Genomic DNA, 21205 nt, shown 5'->3' on the forward strand with positions numbered 1-21205 from the left:
GTCAATCCAGCAGCGGAGACAGGGAAAAGCGGTAGCCGGAGAAGTCCGGGTGCCCACGCGCACCGAAATCGCGGAACCTGACGCCGTAGCCCGGCTGTTGGAGGTGCTTCAGCAACTGCCGAGCCTGTCGCGCATCCAGCCGGGTGAACAACCGCGCGCGCTGGTCCGCGCCGCCGAAACGGGCAAAATCCTGCCCAGCGTCGTAATCCGCCAGCATCACCAGTGCCCAGCCACCCAAGGTGAAGTGCCCGCCCACCAGCACATCCACGCGCCCATCGACACGCGCCTGCAGCACCTCGGGAGAGTTGTTCAGCGCGGAGAAATGCAAGCGCCCACGCACCTGCGCGCCCAACTCATCGGCAGCCTGCATGGCGCCGAAGGCCATCGCGTCATTGGCCGCCCATACCAGGCTGACCCTCGGATAGCGTGGTAGCAGTTGGCGGGCCTGCTCTAGAGCCCGGCCACGGTCCCACTCGGCATACACGAGCTGGCGCAGCCTGACATCCGGGTTGGCTGCCAGCACCCGCTGCAACCCCGCCTCCCGGAGGCGGGCCGCGGGCGTCTGCTTCACGCCGGAGAACGCCAGCATCTCGATCCCACCCTGTGGCTGCACACGGCGCTGCTGGCGGATCAGCTCCTCGGCCATCAGCGCCCCGGCCTCCTCGTCATTGGGCACCAGGCTGCCGATCCAGTTGCCATAGCGCTCGCGCGGGCCGCCGGCCAGGCCGCGTTGCTCATCCGTCAAGGTGCTATTGACGATGAACAAGCGCACCCCGCTGCCCTGCCCCAGCCGGAGAATCTCCGGTGCGACGTACTGCTCGTTGACGAATACCAGGTAGTCGGGGCGCTGCGCCTCGGGCCCCAGGAGCGCTGCGCGGGCCTGACCCAGCATGCGCGCGTTGTCACGCTCGGCGAACTCGATGCGCAATTCCATACCCAGGTCATCGGCAGCCGCGCGCATGAATTCTGCGTAGCTGCGCCAGAACGGCTCGTCGCTACGACCGGGGTTGAGAAACACAACGGAGGCGGCCTGCGCCAGGTCACAACAGAACAGCCCCATGCACAAGGCCAGGGAGCGTGGGAAGGACATCAAGGAAAACCTTTTCGTCGAATGCGCTGCAGTATACCCGCGCCACACCCCGCCGCCTCGCTTGCTCCTGCTACTGGTGGCTGACCCAAAACACCGCCGTGGCGACCACGATCAGGATGAGGCAGAAAATCGCGACGGCATCGATGCCGCTGTCCGAGCTGGAGTTTTCGGTGTGATCGTTCATGGCATCCCCTTGTTGTGGTTATGGGTGCTACGCCCACGAGTTAAGACCAGGACCGGCAACCTCTCAAGCCGACGCGATGGCCCTCTCCCCCGCCCGGTAACCCCGTGCAACGGAAAAACATGAGCCAGGCAGCAGAAACAGGCATTGACGAGGCGATAGCGGGGGTCGCGCCCGGCCCGGATGAATTACCATCGGCCATCGCACCGCCAAGGACAGGTTCATCATGTTGCAGAAGTTGCTGGAAAAAATCGGCCTCTCCACCCCCGCTACCCCCTTCACCAAGCATGTCGCCGAAAGCCTCGAGGTGCTCGACATCCTCGTCCCGGGCCTGGCGACCCGCGCCGCCAGCTACGTGCTCAGCGGCCGTGACGAGACGGTGCTGCTCGACCTGGGCAAGCTCAACGGCGAAGAGGCCGTGGTGCTGCTCGACCAGCCGGCCACCATGGGCTGGTGGCACCCCTCGGGCAACGTGCGCAACGACGCGCAAAAGCACAAGAAGCGCATCAACGCCGCCGCCAACGCCCGCGCCCGCCTCTATATAGTCACCCCGGAAACCGACCCGCTGGCCCTCGCCCGCTTCGGCAAGGTGCTCGCGGCCGCCTGCCAGGGCGCCAACCTGGTGCGCACCGCCAAGGTGCCCGACTGGTTCATCTACCTGGTGGTGGATGCCCTGCACACCACGGTGAAGAACCTCGGCAACAAGCACGGCGAGGACATGCGCAAGCACTGGAACTTCGCCCTGCTGACACGCCTGCTGGCGGTGGACGAACTGCCGGCGGACGACGCCCTGCTGCTGGTCCTCGACCGTCGCGACCTCAACGATTACCACTGGCGTGAAATCGCCACCCTGCTCGCCCTCCCCGGCACCAGCGACTACCTGCTGCAGCACCCCGAGAGCACCCGCGCCCTGCCCGGCCAATTGTCGGCGGGCGGCTGCCTGACCCTGGTAGAGCTGCTCGGTAACCATCGCCCCCTGGCCGATGCCTTTGCCGACGTGCTGGTACGCCTGGCGGTGAGCGCGGCCAAGAGCGTGCGCAGCGCCGCCGCGCCGCACGTCGAGGCGCTGCCGCTGGAGGTCAAGCTCAGCCATCTGCAACACCTGCTGGAAACCGGCGCCAACAGCGAGCGCGCCCAGGCCGCCGACATGCTCGCCCGCAGCGGCGAGGAAGCCCGCGCCCTGCTCCAGGCACGCCTGGAGGTGGAAAGCTCCAAGCCCGTGCAGCAGGCCCTGAGCAATGCCCTGGCGCGCCTGGACAGCCAGACCCGCGCCCAGCAGGAGGAACTGCCCGAGGCCAGCGACTTCGAGCGCTGCGCCGAGGTCCAGCTCGGCGATGCGGTGCTGGAGCTGCTGCGCCAGAACCTCGTGGAGCTGCTGGAGGAAAGCCGCATCTCCGCCGAGGAGGAGGTCCGCCAGAACCTCGAACACAAGCGCAAGTGGGACTGGCAGCAGAAGACCTACAAGTCGCTGCAGGCGCTGGGCGAGTCGGACCTGCGCAACGCCCTGGAGCGCCTCAACGGCGCGGCGCGCGGCAAGTTCCCGAACGGCATAGACCTGGTGCTGCAATACAAGGGGCGCCTGGCCGCCAACCCCGACGTCAACCTGCTGCACATCCTCCGCTCCCCTGCCAACCGCCATTTCAACTGGTACCAGGTCGCCCAGTGGCTCAAGGGCGACGCCCTGCAGCGCCTGGACCTGCGCACCCTGGAAGACGCCCTGCAACGCAGTGGCCATGAAGACCCGGCGCGGGCCACGGCGGACATCTGCTTCGGCTGGAACTCGCCCATCGGGCAGATCGCCCCGGAGCGCGTCTGGCCCTTCTTCGCCGCGCACCCCGAGTTCATCGAAGAGGCCTTCGGCCTGCGCCCCGCTCCGGGCCGCTACAGCTACAGCGTGGCCACCACGCTGACCCTGCTCGAGCAGTTCCCCGTCCTGCCGGCGCGCTTCATCCCCGTGCTGCTGGAGCTGGCCCTGGGCAGCAGCAAGACCAACCGCGCCGAAGCCCAGCAACTGCTGGAGACCCTGCCGGACATCGGCGATCGCGCCGTGGAGGCCCTGGCTTCGAGCAAGCAGGAGATCCGCACCCTGGCCGCCGAATGGCTGCAGCGCCTGGGCTACCGCGAGGCGATTCCCGCGCTGAAGGCGACCCTGGCCAAGGAAAAGCGCGAAACCGTACGCGCCGCCCTGCTCACCACCCTGGAAAGCCTCGGCGAAGACATCTCCGGCCACCTGGCCCCGGACGTGCTGCTGGCCGAGGCGCAGAAAGGCCTGCAAACCAAGCCGCCGGCCAGCCTCGCGTGGCTCGACCTGGACCACTTGCCCGCCTGCCAGTGGCTGGACGGCACCCCGGTGGAACCGGCCATCCTGCGCTGGTGGGTGATCCTCGCCTGCAAGCTCAAGGAGCCCGCCGGCAACGGCCTGCTCAACCGCTACCTGGAGCGCCTCGCCCCTGCCAGCCGCAACGCCCTGGGCAAGAGCCTGCTGCTGGCCTTCATCGCCCAGGACACCCGCAACCCGACCCTGGAAGAGGCCATCGCCTACGCCCAGGCCAATGTCGCGCGGCAGATGCAGAACTACCAGGCCTGGGCGAAGTACTCGCCCGAGTACGCCGACATCACCCAGGAACAGGCCTTCGAATCGCTCAAGCGCGAGCACCTGGGCACCTACCTGGGCAGCGCCATCGCCGACAAGGGCATCCTCGCCCTCACCTGGCACACCACCGGCCACGAGCAGGTGAGCCTGATCCAGGCCTACATGCGCGACCACTACCCGCGTCGCTCGCAGATCGAAGCCATGCTCAGCGCCGCCGCCAACAGCAACGAGCCGCTGGTGATCCAGCTGCTGCTGTCCATCGCCCGCCGCCACCGCACCGCCTCGGTCCAGACCCGCGCCCGCGAGCTGGTGGAGCAGATCGCCCAGCGCAACGGCTGGAGCGCCGACGAACTGGCCGACCGCACCATCCCCAGCGCCGGCTTCGACGAAAACGGCGTGCTCGCCCTGCAGTACGGCGAGCGCCTGTTCACCGCGCGCCTCGATGCCGCGCTCAAGCTGGAGCTGTGCAACCCCGACGGCAAGGTGGTCAAGGCCCTGCCGGAGCCGCGTAAGAGCGACGACCCGGCGCTGATCAAGGAGGCCAAGACGCAGCTCTCCACCAGCAAGAAGGAGCTCAAGCAGGTGATCGACCTGCAGAGCCAGCGCCTCTACGAAGCCATGTGCGCAGCGCGCCTGTGGCCCGTGGCCGAGTGGCGCGAGTACCTGCAGCAGCACCCGATCATGCGCCACCTGCTGCAGCGCCTGGTCTGGGCCGAGGTGGGCGCCGAGGGGGCGACGCGCCTGTTCCGCCCCACCGAGGACGGCAGCCTGATCGACCTCGACGATGACGAGGTGGAGCTGGCCGACGGCAGCCTCGTGCGCCTCGCCCACGCCGCCCTGGTGGATGGCGAAACGGCCAAGGGCTGGGTCCGCCATTTCAAGGACTACAAGGTCAAGCCGCTGTTCGCGCAGATGTCGCGCCAGCTGCCGGAGATCAGCGCCGAAGCCGTCGCCGACCAGGAGAGCGGCAACGCCATCGGCGACCGCCTGGGCTGGCTGAGCGACACCTTCACCCTGCGCGGCGTGCTGACCAAGCTCGGCTACCAGCGCGCGGCCGCCGAGGACGGAGGCTTCTTCGACCACTACTTCAAGGAATTCACCAGCCTGGGCCTGCGCGTGAATATCGGCTTCACCGGCAACTGCCTGCCGGAGGAGAACGTCCCCGCCGCGCTGACCCGGCTCACCTTCGAGAAGATGGGCCATCGCTGGTCCGGTGGCGACAGCCTGCCGCTGGCCGACATCCCGCCGGTCCTGCTCGCCGAAACCTACGCCGACTACCGCGCCGCCGCCGATGCCTGCGTCGGCTTCGATCCCCAGTGGGAGAAGAAGACCCCATGGTAAGCACCGTTCTCCGCCAGGCTGCGGAACAGCATTTCGCCGAGGAACTGCAACGCCTGGCCCAGGCCGACCAGCAGGCCGGCGCCGACCTGCCGCCCGGCTGGCTGCGCTCGCCGCGCTCGGTGCGACGCTTCATCCTCGGTGACGAGGCGCTCGGCATCAGCCGCAAGTTCTACGGCGACGATGCCCTGGTGGACCGCGCCATCGTCACCCTGCTCGGCCGCCAGGGCCTGATGCTGGTGGGCGAGCCGGGCACGGCCAAGTCGATGCTCTCCGAGCTGCTCGCCGCCGCCATCAGCGGTGATTCGATGCTCACCATCCAGGGCACCGCCGGCACCACCGAAGACCACATCAAGTACTCCTGGAACTACGCCCTGCTGCTGGCCGAAGGCCCGACCCCGCGCGCCCTGGTGGGCTCGCCGCTGCACCAGGGAATGAGCCAGGGCAAGCTGGTGCGCTTCGAGGAGATCACCCGCTGCCCGCCGGAGATCCAGGACGTGCTGATCTCCCTGCTCTCGGAAAAGCAGATGATGATCCCCGAGCTGGGCGAGACCGGGCGGTTGCACGCCCGCCCCGGCTTCAACCTGATCGCCACCGCCAACCTGCGCGACCGGGGCGTGCACGAGATGTCCGCCGCCCTCAAGCGCCGCTTCAACTTCGAGACGGTGCGCCCCATCGCCGACGGCGAGTTCGAGGTGGAACTGGTGATGCGCCAGCTGCTGCGGGAACTGGGCGAGGAGGCCGGCAAGGTGGTGGTCGAGCGCGACGTCATCGGCCTGCTGGTCACCGTGTTCCAGGAGCTGCGCGGCGGCACCACCCGCGAGGGCACCGCGATCAAGGCGCCGGACGCGGTCATGTCCACCGCCGAGGCGGTCAGCGTGGCCTACGCCGCCGCGCTGGAGGCCCGCTACCTCGGCGACGGCCGCCTGGGCCCGGCCGAGCTGGCGCGGCAACTGCTCGGCGTGGTGTTCAAGGACAACCGCGACGACGCCAAGCGCCTGCGCCATTACCTGGACAGCGTGGTGCGCGAGCGCGCCCGCCGCGACGGCCAGTGGAAGCACTTCTTCGACGCCAGCAAGGGCCTGTTGGACTGACCCATGCCGCCCGAATCGAGCCCCGCCGCCGATCCGCGCCTGCCCGCGCGGCTGCAGGCCGCCGAGCGCAACCGCCAGGCGCTGGCAGCAGCCGGCGTGCACTTCGCGCCGCTGCGCCACCACAGCCCGGCCTGCGCCCTCGCCCTGCGCGCGCAGCTGGACGAACTGCGCCCGGCAGCAGTGCTGATCGAGGGGCCGGCCGACTTCGACGCCCTGATTCCCGACCTGCTCGACCCGCGCAGCCGCCCGCCCCTGGCCATCCTCTCCCAGCACCGCAGCGGCTCTACGGCAGACGCACCACCGCGCTCGGCGTTCTTCCCCTTCTGCGACTACTCGCCGGAATGGCAGGCCCTGCGCGAAGGTCATCGCCTCGGCGCACGGCTGGCCTTCATCGACCTGCCCTGGGCCCGCCAGGTGGCCGTCGAGGACGACCCGCAGCAGAGCCGCAGCCTGATGGCCGAGCGCTACCTGGCCCACAGCGCCTACCTTGCGGCGCTGGCCCGCGAAGCCCATTGCCGTGACCATGACGAACTCTGGGAGCACCTGTTCGAACTGCGCGGCGCGGACGCCCTGCAGGACTGGCGCACGCTGTTCGGCGACGCCTTCGCCTGGTGCTCCATGGCCCGCCTCGACTACGAGGACGACGTGCTCGCCGCCGAGGGCTCCCTGCCCCGCGAGGCGCACATGCTCGCCTGCATCCGCGACTGGCGGGCGCGTTGCGACGGCCCCCTGCTGGTGGTCACCGGCGGTTTCCACACCCTCGCCCTGGTGGAGGCGCTGGCCAGCGACAGTCCGCCCGCCGCCACACCCGCCGCCACCGGCGACAGCCAGGCCTGGCTGATCCGCTACAGCTTCGACCGCCTCGACGCCCTCAACGGCTACGCCTCGGGCATGCCCTCGCCGGCCTACCACCAGCGGGTCTGGGAGGCACTGCTGGAACACCCGGCCGATGCCCTGGCGCGCCAGCGCATCGCCGCGCGCATCCTCAGCGCCATCGCCGCCGAAACCCGCGAGCGGAAGCTGGCCGACGCCCTGTCCTTCGCCAGCGTCAGCCAGGCCGCGCAGCAGGCCGCTGGCCTCGCCGCCCTCCGCCAGCACCCCGGGCCGGGGCGCTACGATCTGCTCGACGCCATCCACTCCTGCTTCGTCAAGGGCAGCCTGGACGACGGCCAGGCCGCCTTCCTCGACGCAGTGAAGAACCAGCTGGGCGGCAACCGCCTGGGCGACATCCCCCGTCGAGCCTGGCGCCACCGTTGGTGGAAGAAGCCCGGCGCCTGGCCCTGGGCCACCGCCTCGACCTCAGCGACAGCCTCCAGCGCCGCGCCCGACTGGACCTCTACCGCAAGCCCCGGCACCGCGCGCGGAGCCGCTTCCTGCACCTGATGGCCTACCTGGACAGCGGCTTCGCCCGCCACCAGGGCGGCCCGGACTTCGTCAACGGCACCGGGCTGGACCTGCTCTTCGAGGAGTGGGACTACGCCTGGTCACCGGTGGTCGAAGCCCGCCTGATCGAACGCTCCGAGCTGGGCTGCAGCCTGCGTGAGGTCGCCATCCGCCGCCTGCTGGACGAAGAGCAGGCGCTGCAGGCCAGCGGCCAGGGCCGCAGTGCCAGCCGCGCTGCGCAACTGCTCGCCCGAGCCGGGTCGATCGGCCTCGGCGAGCAACTGCCACGGCTGTTCGACCGCCTGGCCGAGCACCTGGACGAAGACCCGGAGCTGGCCTCCGTGGTGACCTGCGGCCAGCGCCTGCTGCACCTCTGGCGCGGCCGCGAACTGCTCGGCCTGGACGAGTACCCGCAGCTCCCGGCGCTGCTGCAACGCATCCTCCCCGCCGCCCTGTTCCTGCTACCCGGCCTCGCCACCTGTGAAGCCGAACGCGAAAGCGCCGCCACCGACGCCCTGCTCGGCCTGCGCGAGTTCCTCCACCTGGGCGGCAGCCAGGCCGGCCTGGCCCTGCAGGCGGCATCGCTCCACGAGACGCTCGACCGCCTGCAGGCAGTGGCCCCCGCCGGCATCGCCGGGGCGCTCGACGCGCTGCGTTTCATCGACGGGCGCAGCAGCGAGGAGCAACTGGCCGACGCCCTGCAACGGCGCTTCGGCACCGGCGCCGACAGCGAAGGCGCGGTGCGCTACCTGAACGGGCTGCTGCAGGCCGCACCGGAGCTGATCCTGCGGGTGGATGACCTGGCCCACCGGCTCAACGCCCTGGTGGCGGACTGGGACGAGGCCACCTTCGTCCGTCACCTGCCGGACCTGCGCCTCGCCTTCACCCGCCTCAAGCCCCGCGAAACCGGGCGCCTGGCCGACCACCTGGCGCAGCTGAACGGCATCACCGGGGCAGCCCTCGACAGCGCCCACCACGAACTCGACAGCCACGACCTGCTCGCCGGCGCCGCCCTGCAGCTGGCGCTCAAGCGCTCGCTGGAGCGCGACGGGCTGCTGGCCTGGGCCCAGGAGCCTCACCATGAGTGACCTCGAAGCGGCGCGGCGCTGGCGCCTGATCCTCGGCCGCTACGCCGACCGCGTACTGCACGAAGCGAAGTTCGACGCCGCCGACGCGCGCCTGGAGAAGACCCTCGACTACCTCTACAACCGCGAATACCAGCGTCGCGGCCACGTCCAGGGCGGGCGCGGCGGCTCGCTGGACGACAGCCAGCTGACCGCGCTGAACTGGCTGGAGCAGGCGCGCACGCTGTTCCCCCGCTCCACCTTCGAGCGCCTGCAGGTGCAGGCCATCGAGCGCTATGAGATCAGCGCCCTGCTCACCGACCCGAACAGCCTGGCCACCCTCGAACCCAGCCCGGCGCTGGCCAAGGCCCTGCTCGGCGTGCGCGGCCGCCTGAGTGCGGACACCCGCGATGCCGTGCGCCAGCTGATCACCCGGGTGGTGGAGGAAATCCTCCAGCGCCTGCGCAACCGGTTCACCAACGCCCTGCACGGACGGCGCAACCGCTTCCGCCGCTCGCTGGTGAAGAACGCACAGAACTTCGATTGGCGCGCCACCATCGCCGCCAACCTCAAGCACTACGACCCGCAGCGCAAACGCCTGCTGATCGAATCGCCACGCTTCAACGCCCGCGTCCGCCGACAGTTGCCCTGGGACATCATCCTCTGCGTCGACCAGAGCGCCTCGATGCTCGACTCGGTGATGTACAGCGCCATCTGCGCCAGCATCCTCGCCAGCCTGCCCAGCGTGCGCGTGCGCCTGGTGCTGTTCGACACCCAGGTGGTGGACCTCAGCCACCTGGCCCACGACCCGGTGGAGGTGCTGCTCACCGTGCAACTGGGCGGCGGCACCGACATCGGCAAGGCCATGCGCTACTGCGAGCAACTGGTGGAGAACCCGCAACGCACGGTGCTCACCCTGATCAGCGACTTCGAGGAAGGCGCCGCCGTGGGCCCGCTGCTGGCCTGCGTGGCGCGCCTCAACGAAGCGCGGGTCAGGCTGCTCGGCCTCGCCGCCCTGGATGACGGCGCCCAGCCGGTCTACGACCCGGCCATGGGGCAGCGCCTCGCCGATCGCGGCATGCAGATCGCCGCGCTGACCCCGGAGCATTTCGCCCAGTGGCTGGCCGAGGTGATGCAATGAGTGCCTGGCAGCAGCGCTACCGCAGCTACGACGATGCCGCGCTGGAGGTGCTGGCCAACGCCGGCCTGCTGCGCCGCGCCACCAAGGACGTGGAGGCCGGCAAGCTGCGCTGGCTGGAGAACGACGACCAGGGCGGCCTGGTGGAAGCCGACGGCCAGCAGGTGCGCCTGGACGGCAGCGGCGTCGATGCCGCGCGCTGCACCTGCCCCGCCAACGGCTGCTGCAAGCACATCCTCGCGGCCGTCATCTGGCTGCGCGAACAACCCGCCGATGCCGCCGGTGAGGCAGCGACTGAAGAGGACGCCGACCTGGCGCTGCGCGACGCCCTGGCCCAGGACCCGCAACAGCTGCAGAAGCAAGCCGGCAAGGCCGCCACGCGCAAGGCCCGCCAATGGCTCGGCGAGCTGTTCGAGGCGCAGCACCAGAGCCATGGCCGGCGCCTGGCCATCCACCTGCCGACGCTGGCCTGCGAGGTCACCTACCTGGCCGGCGGCGGCTTCGACGGCATGCTCTCGGAAACCCGCGAAAGCGAACGCAAGGCCCTGCACCTCGCCGCGCTGGCGCTGCTGTTCCAGGCACAGGGGCAGCCCTGGGCCTGGCCGGCGGACAGCGAGCCGGCGCCGGCCGACCCGCTGCAACTGAACGCACCGGAGCAGGAATTGCTCGTCAGCGTCCAGCAGTTACTGCAGGAGCTGCTGCGCCAGGGGCTGTCCCACGCCAGCCAGGCCAGCGCCGTACAGCTGCGCATGCTCAACCTGTCCGCCCGCACCGAAGGCCTGCCGCGCCTCGCCGCCCAGTTGCGCACCCTGGGCGGGCAGATCAACCGCCTGGCCAACCGCGATGACCACATCAGCGAGCGCGAAGCCCTGGTGCAGATGGCCCAGGTGCACGCCCTGGCCAGCGCCCTGCAACGTGCCGGCGCCGAACACCTGCCCGCCCTGCGCGGGCGCCTGCGCCGCGACTACCAGGCCGGCGCCCAACTCGATTTGCTGCCCCTGGGCGCCCACTGGTGGACCACCCCCGGCGGCGCCCGTGGCCTGACCCTGGCCTTCTGGGACCTGCAGGCCGGCGACGTGCTGGAAGCCAGCCTGGCCCGGCCGGATAACAGTGACCCGGGCTTCCGCCGTGAAGCGGTGTGGGCCCAGCAGGCGTTGTGGAAGTCCACGCCGCAGCAGCTGTGCCAGGCGCCCCTGTGCCTGACCGCACCGCGCCAGGCCGACGACGGACGCCTGGCCGCCCATGGCGACAGCCGCAGCCAGGCCCAGCCGCGCTGGCCCGCGGCTGATGCACGCCTGGCCGAGATCGGTATCGCCCGCTGGAGCCATCTGCGCGAACAGCTCGAAGACAGCGCCGCCCTCAGCGCGGAAGCCCCCACCAGCCTGCTGCTGCGCCCGGCCCGTTGCCAGGAGGCGGTGCTCGATGAGGTGCGCCAGGTGCTGTGCTGGACGCTGGAGGACGACCAGGGCGAGGCCATCACCCTGGAGCTGCCGTGCACGGCGGAACGGCGCGAACGCCTGGACAACCTGGAACGGGCGCAGAAGGCCCGTGACGACATCCGCGCGGTGCTGGTGCGGCCGAGCCTGGATGGCCGGCGCCGGACCTTGGAGCCGCTGGCGCTGCTGATCGCCGACAGCGGCGAGCTGCGCTGCCTGTCGCTGGATTTCGAATCGGTGATCCGTGGCGGCCTGAGCCTCAACCGCCGCCTGTTCGAGCGCATCCAGCGCCTGCTCGACCGCCAGCGCCCCGTTGCCGCTGCCCAGGAAGCGCCTGGCCTGGCCGCGCGCCTGGTGGAACCGGCCCTGGACGTGCTGGAGTCCCTGGCCAGTTGCGGGCGTCAGCAGCTCTCGCGGCACCAGCGCGAGGTGCTGCAGCAGCAGGAAGTGCTGGCCAGCGCCGCCGGCGTCGAGCTGCTCGCCCAGCACCTGCGGCAGTTGCGCGAGCCCACCGAACTGCCTCCGCAGGCGCTGCTGGCCAGCAGCCACCTGATGAGCCGCCTGCTGGCCCTGGGGTAGGGCCGACGGCAGTGCATTCCACCAGTCGAGAACCATTCTCGCCTTAGTGCCCGTTGGGGTGGGCGTGGTTATGCTTGGCCGCGCACTTATGCATTCCAGTTCTTTACATATACTCAAACATCACTTTTGCGCATAAACCTGAGCTGGTATCTTCCCCCGGCTCCGACAGGAGTGCGCGGCCGTGCGCGCAGAAAAGCTGTAAGCAGCCTGACAACAGGACATTTCATGTACGTATACGACGAGTACGATCAACGGATCGTCGAGGACCGCGTCAAGCAGTTCCGCGATCAGACCCGCCGCTATCTGGCCGGCGAGCTCTCAGGCGAGGAGTTCCGTCCCCTGCGCCTGCAGAATGGCCTGTATATCCAGCGCTTCGCGCCGATGCTGCGCGTAGCCGTGCCTTACGGCCTGCTCTCCTCCACCCAGGTCCGCAAGCTGGCGCAGATCGCTCGCGACTACGACAAGGGCTACGCCCACATCAGCACCCGCCAGAACGTGCAGTTCAACTGGCCGGAGCTGGAGGACGTGCCGGAGATCCTCGCCGAGCTGGCCACCGTCGAGATGCACGCCATCCAGACCAGCGGCAACTGCATCCGCAACACCACCACCGACCAGTTCGCCGGCGTCGCCCATGACGAGCTGGTGGACCCGCGCCCCTGGTGCGAGATCATCCGTCAGTGGTCCACCTTCCACCCCGAGTTCTCGCACCTGCCGCGCAAGTTCAAGATCGCCGTCAATGGCGCCGTGAGCGACCGTGCAGCCATCGAAGTGCATGACATCGGCCTGGAAGCGGTGAAGAACGAAGCCGGCGAGCTGGGCTTCCGCGTCTCCGTCGGCGGCGGCCTGGGCCGTACCCCGATCGTGGGCAGCTTCATCAACGAATTCCTGCCCTGGCAGCACCTGCTGAGCTACCTCGACGCCATCCTGCGTGTGTACAACCGCTATGGCCGTCGCGATAACAAGTACAAGGCGCGCATCAAGATCCTGGTCAAGGCGCTGACCCCGGAAGTCTTCGCCGAGCGCGTGGAAGCCGAATGGGCGCACCTGAAGGATGGCCCGACCACCCTGACCGAAGCCGAAGTCGAGCGCGTGTCCAAGCACTTCGTCGACCCGGCCTACAAGGCCCTGGACGACCAGGCTGCCGCCCTCGCCCAGCTCGACGCCGAGCACCCGGGCTTCGCCCGCTGGCGCCAGCGCAACGTGGTGGCCCACAAGAAGCCGGGCTACGCCGCCGTGACCCTGTCGCTGAAGCCCACCGGCGTCGCCCCGGGCGATGTCACCGACAAGCAGTTGGACGCCATCGCCGACCTGGCCGACCGCTACGCCTTCGGTGAAGTGCGCAACAGCCACAACCAGAACATCATCCTCGCCGACGTCGAGCAGGCGCAGCTGTTCACCCTCTGGGGCGAGCTGCGCGAGCAGGGCTTCGCCACGCCGAACGTGGGCCTGCTGACCGACATCATCTGCTGCCCGGGTGGCGACTTCTGCTCCCTGGCCAACGCCAAGTCGATCCCGGTGGCCGAAGCCATCCAGCGCCGCTTCGATGACCTGGACTACCTGTTCGACATCGGCAACCTGGACCTGAACATCTCCGGCTGCATGAACGCCTGCGGCCACCACCACGTGGGCCACATCGGCATCCTCGGCGTGGACAAGAAGGGCCAGGAGTTCTACCAGGTCTCCCTCGGTGGCAGCGCTGGCCGCGAAGCCAGCCTGGCGCAGATCCTCGGCCCATCCTTCGCCCAGGAAGCCATGCCCGACGTGATCGAGAAGATCATCGACGTCTACGTGGAGAAGCGCACCGAAGAAGAACTCTTCCTCGATACCTATCGCCGCATCGGCATCGACCCCTTCAAGGAGCGCGTATATGCAGCGAATAATTAAGAACAACCAGGTCATCGACGAAACCTGGCACCTGCTGGACAAGGACGCGACCCTCGACGGCATGTCCAACTGCGACGACCTGATCGTGCCGCTGGCCCTGTGGCGCGATCACAGCCATGCGCTCAAGGCCCGCGACGGCGGCCTCGGCGTGTGGCTCGATGCCGACGAGGAAATCGAAGAGATCGCCGACCAGCTGGACAACTTCAAGGTCATCGCCCTGAACTTCCCGGCCTTCACCGACGGTCGCCACTCCTCCACCGCCTACCTGCTGCGCGAGCGCTATGGCTACAAGGGTGAAGTGCGCGCCATCGGCGACGTGCTGCGCGACCAGCTGTTCGCCCTCAAGCGTTGCGGCTTCGACGCCTTCGCCCTGCGCGCGGACAAGGACCCCTACGACGCCCTCAAGGCCTTCGAGGACTACTCCGAGGTCTACCAGGCCTCCAGCGACCAGCCCCTGCCGCTGTTCCGCCGCCGCTCGGCCTGAGCCGCGCAGCCATGAAAAAGCCCCGCATATGCGGGGCTTTTTATTGATGTGCACCTGGCACCGACGTAGCCCGGGCTTCAGCCCGGGACGCACGCCGTTTCATGGGGCGGATCATGTGCCGGGCCAGGCATCGTTTGGTGGATGAAAAGAGCGCCATCCACCCATCGGTCAGCACCGTGGGTTGGATCGGCGCCGTAGGATGGGTAGAGCGTAGCGAAACCCATCACCGCAAACGCCGGCTCGCACCCGACCTACAGGCCAAACACAGCCTGTAGGGACGACTTCAGTCGCCAAGCAGGCCGCAGGACTGCCCCCGGCACGGTGCCCCCTGACGGCATCGCCTGGTGGATGAAAAGAGCGTCATCCACCCTACACACCGGCCAACTCCTTAGGTTGGGTGTGGCACCGTAGGTTGGCGCCGAGCGTAGCGAGGCCCAACGGTGCAAAGGTCAGGTCCGCTGCGTTGGGCTTCGTACCTCAGCGGAACGCCGCCCGGCCCAACCTACGGGAGCGCAACTTGCGGGTCTTACGCCCGTACGCTTTCCCAGGCGACCTGAGCCAGCAGGTCACGGCAGTCGGCGAGGCTGCTGCGGGTGCGGCCGGCCAGCCAGTTGCGGGCGAAGTCGTGGGTGGGGCCGATCACCACCGAGGCGAAGCAGTCCTCGGGCAGGGCGCGCAGCGCACCGGCTTCGCGGTGGGCCTGCAGCGCCGCGAGGATGCGTGCATGGTGCTCGCGGTTGGCCTCGCGCAGTTGCTCGCCCACCTCGCCCGCTTCCACCCGCGAGCGGCTGTGCAGGACGAAGCGCGCCCAGTCGGGATTGGCCACCACCCAGTCGATGTACGCCGTCACCAGCAGCTTCACGCAGGCCTCGGCATCGGCGGCCTTGGCGAAGCCTGTCTGCAACAGCTCGGCGTATTGGCCGACCCCGGCCAGGTAGAGCGCGCCGATGATGCGCTCCTTGTTGCCGAAGTGGTGGTAGAGGCTGCCGATGCTGGCGCCGGAACGGTCGCGGATCATCTCGATGGTGGTGGCGTCCACGCCTTCATCGGTGAAGCACTGGAGGGCGGCCTGGAGGATGTCGTCTTTGCGCGAGGAACGAGCCATGGAACTCCCGATGCATGACTAGAATATAATTCTAGAATTCTTTTCTAATTTTCATATACTGCTGCGGCGCGCGCTCATCTTCAATCCACTCACGAGAGAATCGGAACCCATGAGCCAGATGTTGCAGATGTTCCAGCAAGCCGGTGCGGCGCAGTTCAGCGCCATGATCGGCCAGGTCGCCCCCTACTTCGCCAGCATCGCCCCGCAGTTCGTCGAACTGCGTGCCGGCTACGCCGAAATCACCTTTCCCAAGCGCCGCGAGGTGCTCAACCACATCGGCACCGTGCACGCCATCGCCCTGTGCAACGCCGCCGAGTTGGTGGCCGGCACCATGACCGACGCCTCCATCCCCGCCGGCACCCGCTGGATTCCCCGTGGCATGACGGTGGAGTACCTGGCCAAGGCCAGCGGCGACGTGCGCGCGGTGGCCGATGGCAGCGCGGTGGACTGGTCCGTCCTGGGCGACATCAAGGTGCCGGTGATGGCCTATGTCGGTGACACCGCCGTACTGCGCGCCGAGATCACCATGTACCTGAGCAAGGCTTGAAACACAGAGGCCCGGATCGCTCCGGGCCTCTTTCTTTCATTCATTCACTGCCAGAAGCGCTGTTGGCTAAGGCGACCCCACCAATTCAGCAGCACCCGGTCGACGGCCGCGCTGGCGGCCAGGCCGAAGCGCTCCTGCAGGCTCTTCTTCTCGACGAAGTTGAGCAGGAACAGGTCGGCCTCGCGGGCACGCTCGCCGAGGTATTCGTCGCTGGTCTTCAGCTCGTCCACCAGTTGCTTGTCCAGCGCGGCCATGCCCAGCCAGATCTCGCCGGTGGCCACTTCATCGATGGCCAGTTGTGGGCGGTAGCGGGCGACGAAGTTCTTGAACAGGTCGTGGGTGGTCTCCAGGTCTTCCTGGAACTTCTCCCGGCCCTTCTCGGTGTTCTCGCCGAACACGGTGAGGGTGCGCTTGTACTCGCCGGCGGTGAGCACCTCGAAGTCCACGTCGTGCTTCTTCAGCAGGCGGTGCACGTTGGGCAGCTGCGCCACCACGCCGATGGAACCGAGGATGGCGAAGGGCGCGGAGAGCACCTTGTCGCCGATGCAGGCCATCATGTAGCCGCCGCTGGCGGCGACCTTGTCGACGCACACGGTCAGCGGGATGCCCGCCTGGCGGATACGCGCCAGCTGCGAGGAGGCCAGGCCGTAGCTGTGGACCATGCCGCCGCCGCTTTCCAGGCGCAGCACCACCTCATCGGCCGGGGTGGCCAGGGTCAGCAATGCGGTGATCTCGTGGCGCATCTGCTCGGCGGCCGAGGCCTTGATGTCGCCGTCGAAGTCGAGGACGAAGACCCGGGGCTTCTGCTCGCCGGCCTTCTTCGCCGCCTTGGCGGCCTTGGCCTCGTCCTTGCGCAGGGCCTTGATGCGGTCCTTGTCCAGCAGCGAGTGCTCCAGGCGCTCGCGCAGGCCTTTATAGAAGTCGTTGAGCTTGGTCACCACCAACTGGCCGCCACCGGCGCGCCGTCCCCGCCCGCGCACCGCGGCCACCGCCACCAGGACGACCAGGATGGCCACCACCAGCGTTATCGTCTTGACGAGAAAGCTCGCGTAATCGGCTAAGAACTCCACAACACCCCCTTTGGGATCGACTGGCGCCCGCTCTGGCAGGCGCGAAACCGGCCAAGCATACCCGCCCGCGCCGGTCATCCACCAGCGACGGAAAAACCCCTTAATAAATAGCGGGAATGCATTCAAACAAGCGTATGTTTTTTCGTTGACAGCCCCTGAGCTTCCTCATAACCTCGCGAAACTTTCAACGTCCCGGGACGGCAGCGTACGTGGGCAGCATCTACCTGATCCGACATGGCCAGGCTTCATTCGGCGCCGATAACTACGACGTGCTTTCCAGCGTCGGAGTTCGCCAGGCCGAAGTACTGGGCGATCACCTCGCGAGCCTCGGCCTGCGCCTCGATCGTTGCGTCGCGGGCAGCCTGCAACGCCAGCAGCACACCGCCGAAGCCGCCCTGTCGCGCTTCCGCGCCGTCGGCCTGGACGCCCCCGCCGTGGACACCGACCCGGCCTTCAACGAATTCGATGCGGACGCCGTGATCCGCGCGCTGCTGCCCAGCCTGCTGGAGCAGGAGCCCGAAGCCCTGCACATCATGCGCAACGCCCCGCAGAACCGCGCCGAGTTCCAGCGCCTGTTCTCCAAGCTGGTGCTGCGCTGGGTGGCCGGCGACTACGACAACGCCGAACTGCAGAGCTGGCAAGCCTTCCACGACCAGGTCGCGGGCGGGCTGGAGCGCGTGCTGCAACACGCCGAAAGCAAACAGAACATCGCGGTCTTCACCTCCGGCGGTACCATCACCGCCCTGCTCCACCATGTGGCCGGCGTGCCGGCGGACCGCGCATTCGAACTCAACTGGCAGATCGTCAATACTTCGCTCTCACGCCTGAAGTTCCGCGGCAGCGAAGTGGCGCTAGCTTCCTTCAACAGTCATGTGCATCTGGAACTGTTGAAGGCGCCGGAGCTCATCACCTATCGATGAGCACGGCCCACTGCGCCCCAGAAGGGGCGCTAGAAAAACCTGAAAATAAAGGAAAGAACCATGACCACAGTTGCTGACATCGTCAAAAACATGCAGTCCAAGTTCAACGCCGGTGCCGCCGCTGGCCTGGACCTGGTATTCCAGTTCAACATCGAAGATGGCGACAACCACTACCTGGTCGTCAAGGACGGCACCTGCGACGTACAGCAAGGTGATGCCCCGAACCCGAACGTCACCCTGATCATGTCCACCGAAACCCTGGTTGGCATCATGACCGGCGAAACCGACGGCATGCAGGCCTTCATGGGCGGCAAACTGCGCGCCGAAGGCGACATGATGCTCGCCATGAAGCTCGGCGAGCTCTTCCCGGTCTAAGCTTCGAGCTGACCAGGAACAGAGAAAACCGGAGTCCCAGGGCTCCGGTTTTTTTTTCGCCCGGCGCAGGTGAATCCGGGCTAATCAGGCAGTTTGATTGTGCTGCAACACGCCTGCCTATAACGGCCCTTCGCCCTTGTGACGCCATCCGGGCGGCATTAGATTAGCGAATAGTCTCGGGCCCTCATCATAAGTAGAAGGGATAAGCATGACGCTTACTGATCAGTCCACCCGCATCCGCGAAGGCGAAGAGCTCGACGCCGCGGCCATCGATCCTTACCTCAAGGCCAACATCCCCGGCCTGACCGGTACGCCGCGCATCAGCCAGTTTCCCGGTGGTGCCTCGAACCTGACCTACCTGCTGGAATACCCGGAGCGCGAGTTCGTCCTGCGTCGCCCGCCCTTCGGCCACAAGGCCAAGTCCGCCCATGACATGGGCCGCGAGTTCCGCATCCTCAACCAGCTCAACGACGGCTTCCCCTACTGCCCGAAAGCCTATGTGCACTGCACCGACGAGTCGGTGATCGGCGCCGAGTTCTACGTGATGGACCGGGTCAAGGGCGTGATCCTGCGGGCCGACGTACCGGCCGAGCTGGGCCTCGACGAAGCCAAGACCCGCGCGCTGTGCAAGAGCTTCATCGACAAGTTCGTCGAGCTGCACAACGTCGACTACAACGCCTGCGGCCTGGGTGACCTGGGCAAGCCGGAAGGCTACGTGCAGCGCCAGATCTCCGGCTGGAGCGACCGCTACGAGAAAGCCCTGACCCCCGACGCCCCCACCTGGGAGCCGGTCAAGGCCTGGCTGCGCGAGAAGATGCCCGCCGACCACCACAAGCCGGCGATCGTGCACAACGACTACCGCTTCGACAACGTGATCCTCGACCCGGCCAACTCGATGAACATCATCGGCGTGCTCGACTGGGAGCTGACCACCATCGGCGACCCGCTGATGGACCTGGGCAACACCCTCGCCTACTGGATCGAAGCCGCCGACCCGGCCCCGGTGCAACTGATGCGCCGCCAGCCCAGCCACCTGCCGGGCATGCTCAGCCGCCAGGAGTTCGCCGACTACTACGCCGAGCGCGCCGGCCTGCCGCCGATCACCAACCTCGACTTCTACTACACCTACGGCCTGTTCCGCCTGGCCGGCATCGTGCAGCAAATCTACTACCGCTTCTTCCACGGCCAGACCCAGGACAAGCGCTTCGCACAGTTCATCCACATGAACAAGCTGCTGGAGCAGATGAGCCTGCAGGTCATCGGCAAATCACGGCTGTAACACGGCTCACAACAAGGGGAACCCCATGTCCAAGACCCACCTGTTCGACCTCGACGGCAAGATCGCCTTCGTATCCGGCGCCAGCCGTGGCATCGGCGAGGCCATCGCCAAGCTGCTGGCCCAGCAGGGCGCCCACGTGATCGTCTCCAGCCGCAAGATCGACGGCTGCCAGGCCGTCGCCGACGCCATTGTCGCCGAGGGTGGCAAGGCCACCGCCATCGCCTGCCACATCGGCGAGATGGAGCAGATCCAGAGCGTCTTCGCGCAGATCCGCGAGCAGTTCGGCCGCCTCGACATCCTGGTCAACAACGCCGCCACCAACCCGCAGTTCTGCAACGTGCTGGACACCGACCTGTCGGCCTTCCAGAAGACCGTCGACGTGAACATCCGCGGCTACTACTTCATGTCCATCGAAGGCGGCAAGCTGATGAAGCAGAACGGCGGTGGCAGCATCATCAACGTCGCCTCCATCAACGGCGTCTCCCCGGGCGAGTTCCAGGGCATCTACTCGGTGACCAAGGCTGCCGTGATCAGCATGACCAAGGTCTTCGCCAAGGAATGCGCGCAGTTCGGCATCCGCTGCAACGCCCTGCTGCCGGGCCTGACCGACACCAAGTTCGCCTCGGCCCTGACCAAGAACGACGCCATCCTCAACGTCGCCCTGCAGCGCATTCCGCTGAAGCGCGTGGCTGACCCGAGCGAAATGGCCGGCACCGTGCTCTACCTCGCCAGCGACGCCTCCAGCTACACCACCGGCGTGGCGCTGAACGTGGACGGCGGCTTCCTCTCCTGAGGAAACCCCGCCCATGAAAAAGGGAGCCTGAATGGCTCCCTTTTTCTTTTCCGCATCCGGGCGCCCTAGTGGACGCTGGGCGACCTGCAGGCTGGGCTGAGGCACGAAGCCCAACGCAGCGAAGCCGACCCATGCACGCTGGGCCTGGCTGCGCTCGGCGCCACCCTACGCGATCAGCGCCAGTCCTTGAGCGCCTGGGTGGCGACCGGGTTGAGTGGCTGGGCCAGCAAACCGGTGGGCGAGAGGCTGACGGAGTAGACCGCGCCGTCGGCCATGGGCAGGTAGGTCACCCGCTGCGCCTGGGGGTCGAACAGGAACAGGTCGCGCTGGTTGAGCCGCAGCCAGCGCCACAGGTCGATGCCATAGGGGCTGGCGGCCAGTTCGGCTTCGGCGTGCTGGGCCAGCTGCTGTTCCTCGATGGCGAGGAAGCGCCCGGAGAGCTTCTCCAGGCGGTAGCCCGGCTGCAAGCCGATCAGCTCGGCCAGGCCCTTGAGGCGGAAGATCCGCGCATCCAGCTGCCACAGGTCGCCATCCAGCAACACCGTGCGCTCGTTACCGCCTTCGAGCAGGGTCACTTCGTAGCGCTGCGGGCCCAGGGCCTTGAAGTTGAGGGTGACGATGGGCTTGTCGGGGTGCAGGGGCTCGTAGCGGGTCAGGTCCCAGGCCACGGTGCCCACCAGCAGCGCCAGGGCGAGGAAGCCCAGGCCGAGGGTGCCGCGCAGCCAACCGAGGAACCAGCTGCGATCGAAGAGGATGCGCGCGGCCACAACCGCGGCAAGCAGAGCCAGCAGGGCGATGCCCCAGGCCAGGCCGTCATACTGCATGGAACCCTTTCCTTCTGTGCAAAATAGC

General features: G+C 67.8%; 15 protein-coding genes and 1 pseudogene. 12 read left to right on the top strand and 4 right to left on the bottom strand.

The window, feature by feature from the left end; genetic code table 11:
- Window position 1: 1 nt before the first annotated feature.
- Window positions 2–1090, bottom strand: a complete 1089-nt coding sequence (locus tag PSm6_RS00685) for an ABC transporter substrate-binding protein (protein ID WP_265169274.1) — start codon at window positions 1088–1090, stop codon at window positions 2–4.
- A gap of 407 nt (window positions 1091–1497) precedes the next feature.
- On the opposite strand from PSm6_RS00685, the gene PSm6_RS00690 reads away from it, so the two are divergent.
- The 7 genes and pseudogenes from PSm6_RS00690 to PSm6_RS00720 all read left to right on the top strand — a co-directional run bounded on the left by PSm6_RS00690 (window position 1498) and on the right by PSm6_RS00720 (window position 14264).
- The gene (locus tag PSm6_RS00690) at window positions 1498–5205 is read left to right on the top strand and encodes a DUF4132 domain-containing protein (RefSeq protein WP_265169275.1); all 3708 of its coding nucleotides are present in this window, start codon (window positions 1498–1500) and stop codon (window positions 5203–5205) included.
- Window positions 5199–6296 carry an AAA family ATPase gene (locus PSm6_RS00695; RefSeq protein ID WP_265169276.1) on the top strand — a complete coding sequence of 366 codons (1098 nt, stop codon included), beginning with the start codon at window positions 5199–5201 and terminating at the stop codon, window positions 6294–6296. The genes PSm6_RS00690 and PSm6_RS00695 overlap by 7 nt, the downstream gene beginning before the upstream one ends.
- A 3-nt stretch (window positions 6297–6299) precedes the next feature.
- A pseudogene (locus PSm6_RS00700) lies at window positions 6300–8767 on the top strand (DUF5682 family protein).
- Window positions 8760–9884 (top strand): VWA domain-containing protein, encoded by a 1125-nt coding sequence (locus PSm6_RS00705; RefSeq protein ID WP_265169277.1) that lies wholly within the window; start codon window positions 8760–8762, stop codon window positions 9882–9884. Before PSm6_RS00700 ends, PSm6_RS00705 begins: the two are co-directional and overlap by 8 nt.
- Window positions 9881–11896, top strand: a complete 2016-nt coding sequence (locus tag PSm6_RS00710) for an SWIM zinc finger family protein (RefSeq protein WP_265169278.1) — start codon at window positions 9881–9883, stop codon at window positions 11894–11896. Before PSm6_RS00705 ends, PSm6_RS00710 begins: the two co-directional genes overlap by 4 nt.
- 225 nt (window positions 11897–12121) lie before the next feature.
- Window positions 12122–13780: a nitrite/sulfite reductase gene (locus PSm6_RS00715; RefSeq protein WP_043243309.1), complete on the top strand. Its 1659-nt coding sequence runs from the start codon at window positions 12122–12124 to the stop codon at window positions 13778–13780.
- Window positions 13764–14264, top strand: coding sequence for a DUF934 domain-containing protein (locus PSm6_RS00720; RefSeq protein WP_021221779.1), 501 nt, complete (start codon window positions 13764–13766; stop codon window positions 14262–14264). Before PSm6_RS00715 ends, PSm6_RS00720 begins: the two co-directional genes overlap by 17 nt.
- A gap of 526 nt (window positions 14265–14790) precedes the next feature.
- Here the strand turns inward: PSm6_RS00720 and PSm6_RS00725 are convergent.
- Window positions 14791–15369 carry a TetR/AcrR family transcriptional regulator gene (locus PSm6_RS00725; protein WP_043243311.1) on the bottom strand — a complete coding sequence of 193 codons (579 nt, stop codon included), beginning with the start codon at window positions 15367–15369 and terminating at the stop codon, window positions 14791–14793.
- Between the two features lie 109 nt (window positions 15370–15478).
- On the opposite strand from PSm6_RS00725, the gene PSm6_RS00730 reads away from it, so the two are divergent.
- Window positions 15479–15916 carry a hotdog fold domain-containing protein gene (locus PSm6_RS00730; RefSeq protein ID WP_021221781.1) on the top strand — a complete coding sequence of 146 codons (438 nt, stop codon included), beginning with the start codon at window positions 15479–15481 and terminating at the stop codon, window positions 15914–15916.
- A gap of 44 nt (window positions 15917–15960) precedes the next feature.
- Here PSm6_RS00730 and sohB read toward each other — a convergent pair whose 3' ends face one another.
- The gene (gene sohB, locus PSm6_RS00735) at window positions 15961–16986 is read right to left on the bottom strand and encodes a protease SohB (protein ID WP_043243312.1); all 1026 of its coding nucleotides are present in this window, start codon (window positions 16984–16986) and stop codon (window positions 15961–15963) included.
- 209 nt (window positions 16987–17195) lie between these two features.
- On the opposite strand from sohB, the gene PSm6_RS00740 reads away from it, so the two are divergent.
- The 4 genes from PSm6_RS00740 (at window position 17196) to PSm6_RS00755 (ending at window position 20353) form a co-directional block, all read left to right on the top strand.
- A complete protein-coding gene (locus tag PSm6_RS00740) occupies window positions 17196–17906 on the top strand; it encodes a histidine phosphatase family protein (RefSeq protein ID WP_021221783.1) in 711 nt (236 codons plus the stop codon).
- A gap of 60 nt (window positions 17907–17966) precedes the next feature.
- Window positions 17967–18281 (top strand): SCP2 sterol-binding domain-containing protein, encoded by a 315-nt coding sequence (locus PSm6_RS00745; RefSeq protein WP_021221784.1) that lies wholly within the window; start codon window positions 17967–17969, stop codon window positions 18279–18281.
- 208 nt (window positions 18282–18489) lie between these two features.
- Complete coding sequence (locus PSm6_RS00750; RefSeq protein WP_043243313.1) at window positions 18490–19560, top strand: phosphotransferase family protein; 1071 nt, start codon at window positions 18490–18492, stop codon at window positions 19558–19560.
- A 25-nt stretch (window positions 19561–19585) separates the two neighbouring features.
- On the top strand, window positions 19586–20353 hold the full coding sequence (locus tag PSm6_RS00755; protein ID WP_184488019.1) for an SDR family oxidoreductase: 768 nt from the start codon (window positions 19586–19588) through the stop codon (window positions 20351–20353).
- A 173-nt stretch (window positions 20354–20526) separates the two neighbouring features.
- On the opposite strand, the gene PSm6_RS00760 is transcribed toward PSm6_RS00755, so the two are convergent.
- Window positions 20527–21177, bottom strand: a complete 651-nt coding sequence (locus tag PSm6_RS00760; RefSeq protein ID WP_021221787.1) for a hypothetical protein — start codon at window positions 21175–21177, stop codon at window positions 20527–20529.
- Window positions 21178–21205: the final 28 nt, after the last annotated feature.

The organism is Pseudomonas solani (genome assembly GCF_026072635.1).
In the GTDB taxonomy this organism is placed as follows: domain Bacteria; phylum Pseudomonadota; class Gammaproteobacteria; order Pseudomonadales; family Pseudomonadaceae; genus Metapseudomonas; species Metapseudomonas solani.

Bases quoted from the DNA above. Each gene is read 5' to 3' on its own strand.
- PSm6_RS00755 (WP_184488019.1), top strand. From the start codon at position 19,586: ATGTCCAAGACCCACCTGTTCGACCTCGACGGCAAGATCGCCTTCGTA.
- PSm6_RS00690 (WP_265169275.1), top strand. From the start codon at position 1,498: ATGTTGCAGAAGTTGCTGGAAAAAATCGGCCTCTCCACCCCCGCTACC.
- PSm6_RS00730 (WP_021221781.1), top strand. From the start codon at position 15,479: ATGAGCCAGATGTTGCAGATGTTCCAGCAAGCCGGTGCGGCGCAGTTC.
- PSm6_RS00750 (WP_043243313.1), top strand. From the start codon at position 18,490: ATGACGCTTACTGATCAGTCCACCCGCATCCGCGAAGGCGAAGAGCTC.
- PSm6_RS00710 (WP_265169278.1), top strand. From the start codon at position 9,881: ATGAGTGCCTGGCAGCAGCGCTACCGCAGCTACGACGATGCCGCGCTG.
- PSm6_RS00720 (WP_021221779.1), top strand. From the start codon at position 13,764: ATGCAGCGAATAATTAAGAACAACCAGGTCATCGACGAAACCTGGCAC.
- PSm6_RS00760 (WP_021221787.1), bottom strand. From the start codon at position 21,177: ATGCAGTATGACGGCCTGGCCTGGGGCATCGCCCTGCTGGCTCTGCTT.
- PSm6_RS00745 (WP_021221784.1), top strand. From the start codon at position 17,967: ATGACCACAGTTGCTGACATCGTCAAAAACATGCAGTCCAAGTTCAAC.
- PSm6_RS00725 (WP_043243311.1), bottom strand. From the start codon at position 15,369: ATGGCTCGTTCCTCGCGCAAAGACGACATCCTCCAGGCCGCCCTCCAG.
- PSm6_RS00695 (WP_265169276.1), top strand. From the start codon at position 5,199: ATGGTAAGCACCGTTCTCCGCCAGGCTGCGGAACAGCATTTCGCCGAG.
- PSm6_RS00705 (WP_265169277.1), top strand. From the start codon at position 8,760: ATGAGTGACCTCGAAGCGGCGCGGCGCTGGCGCCTGATCCTCGGCCGC.
- PSm6_RS00685 (WP_265169274.1), bottom strand. From the start codon at position 1,090: ATGTCCTTCCCACGCTCCCTGGCCTTGTGCATGGGGCTGTTCTGTTGT.
- PSm6_RS00715 (WP_043243309.1), top strand. From the start codon at position 12,122: ATGTACGTATACGACGAGTACGATCAACGGATCGTCGAGGACCGCGTC.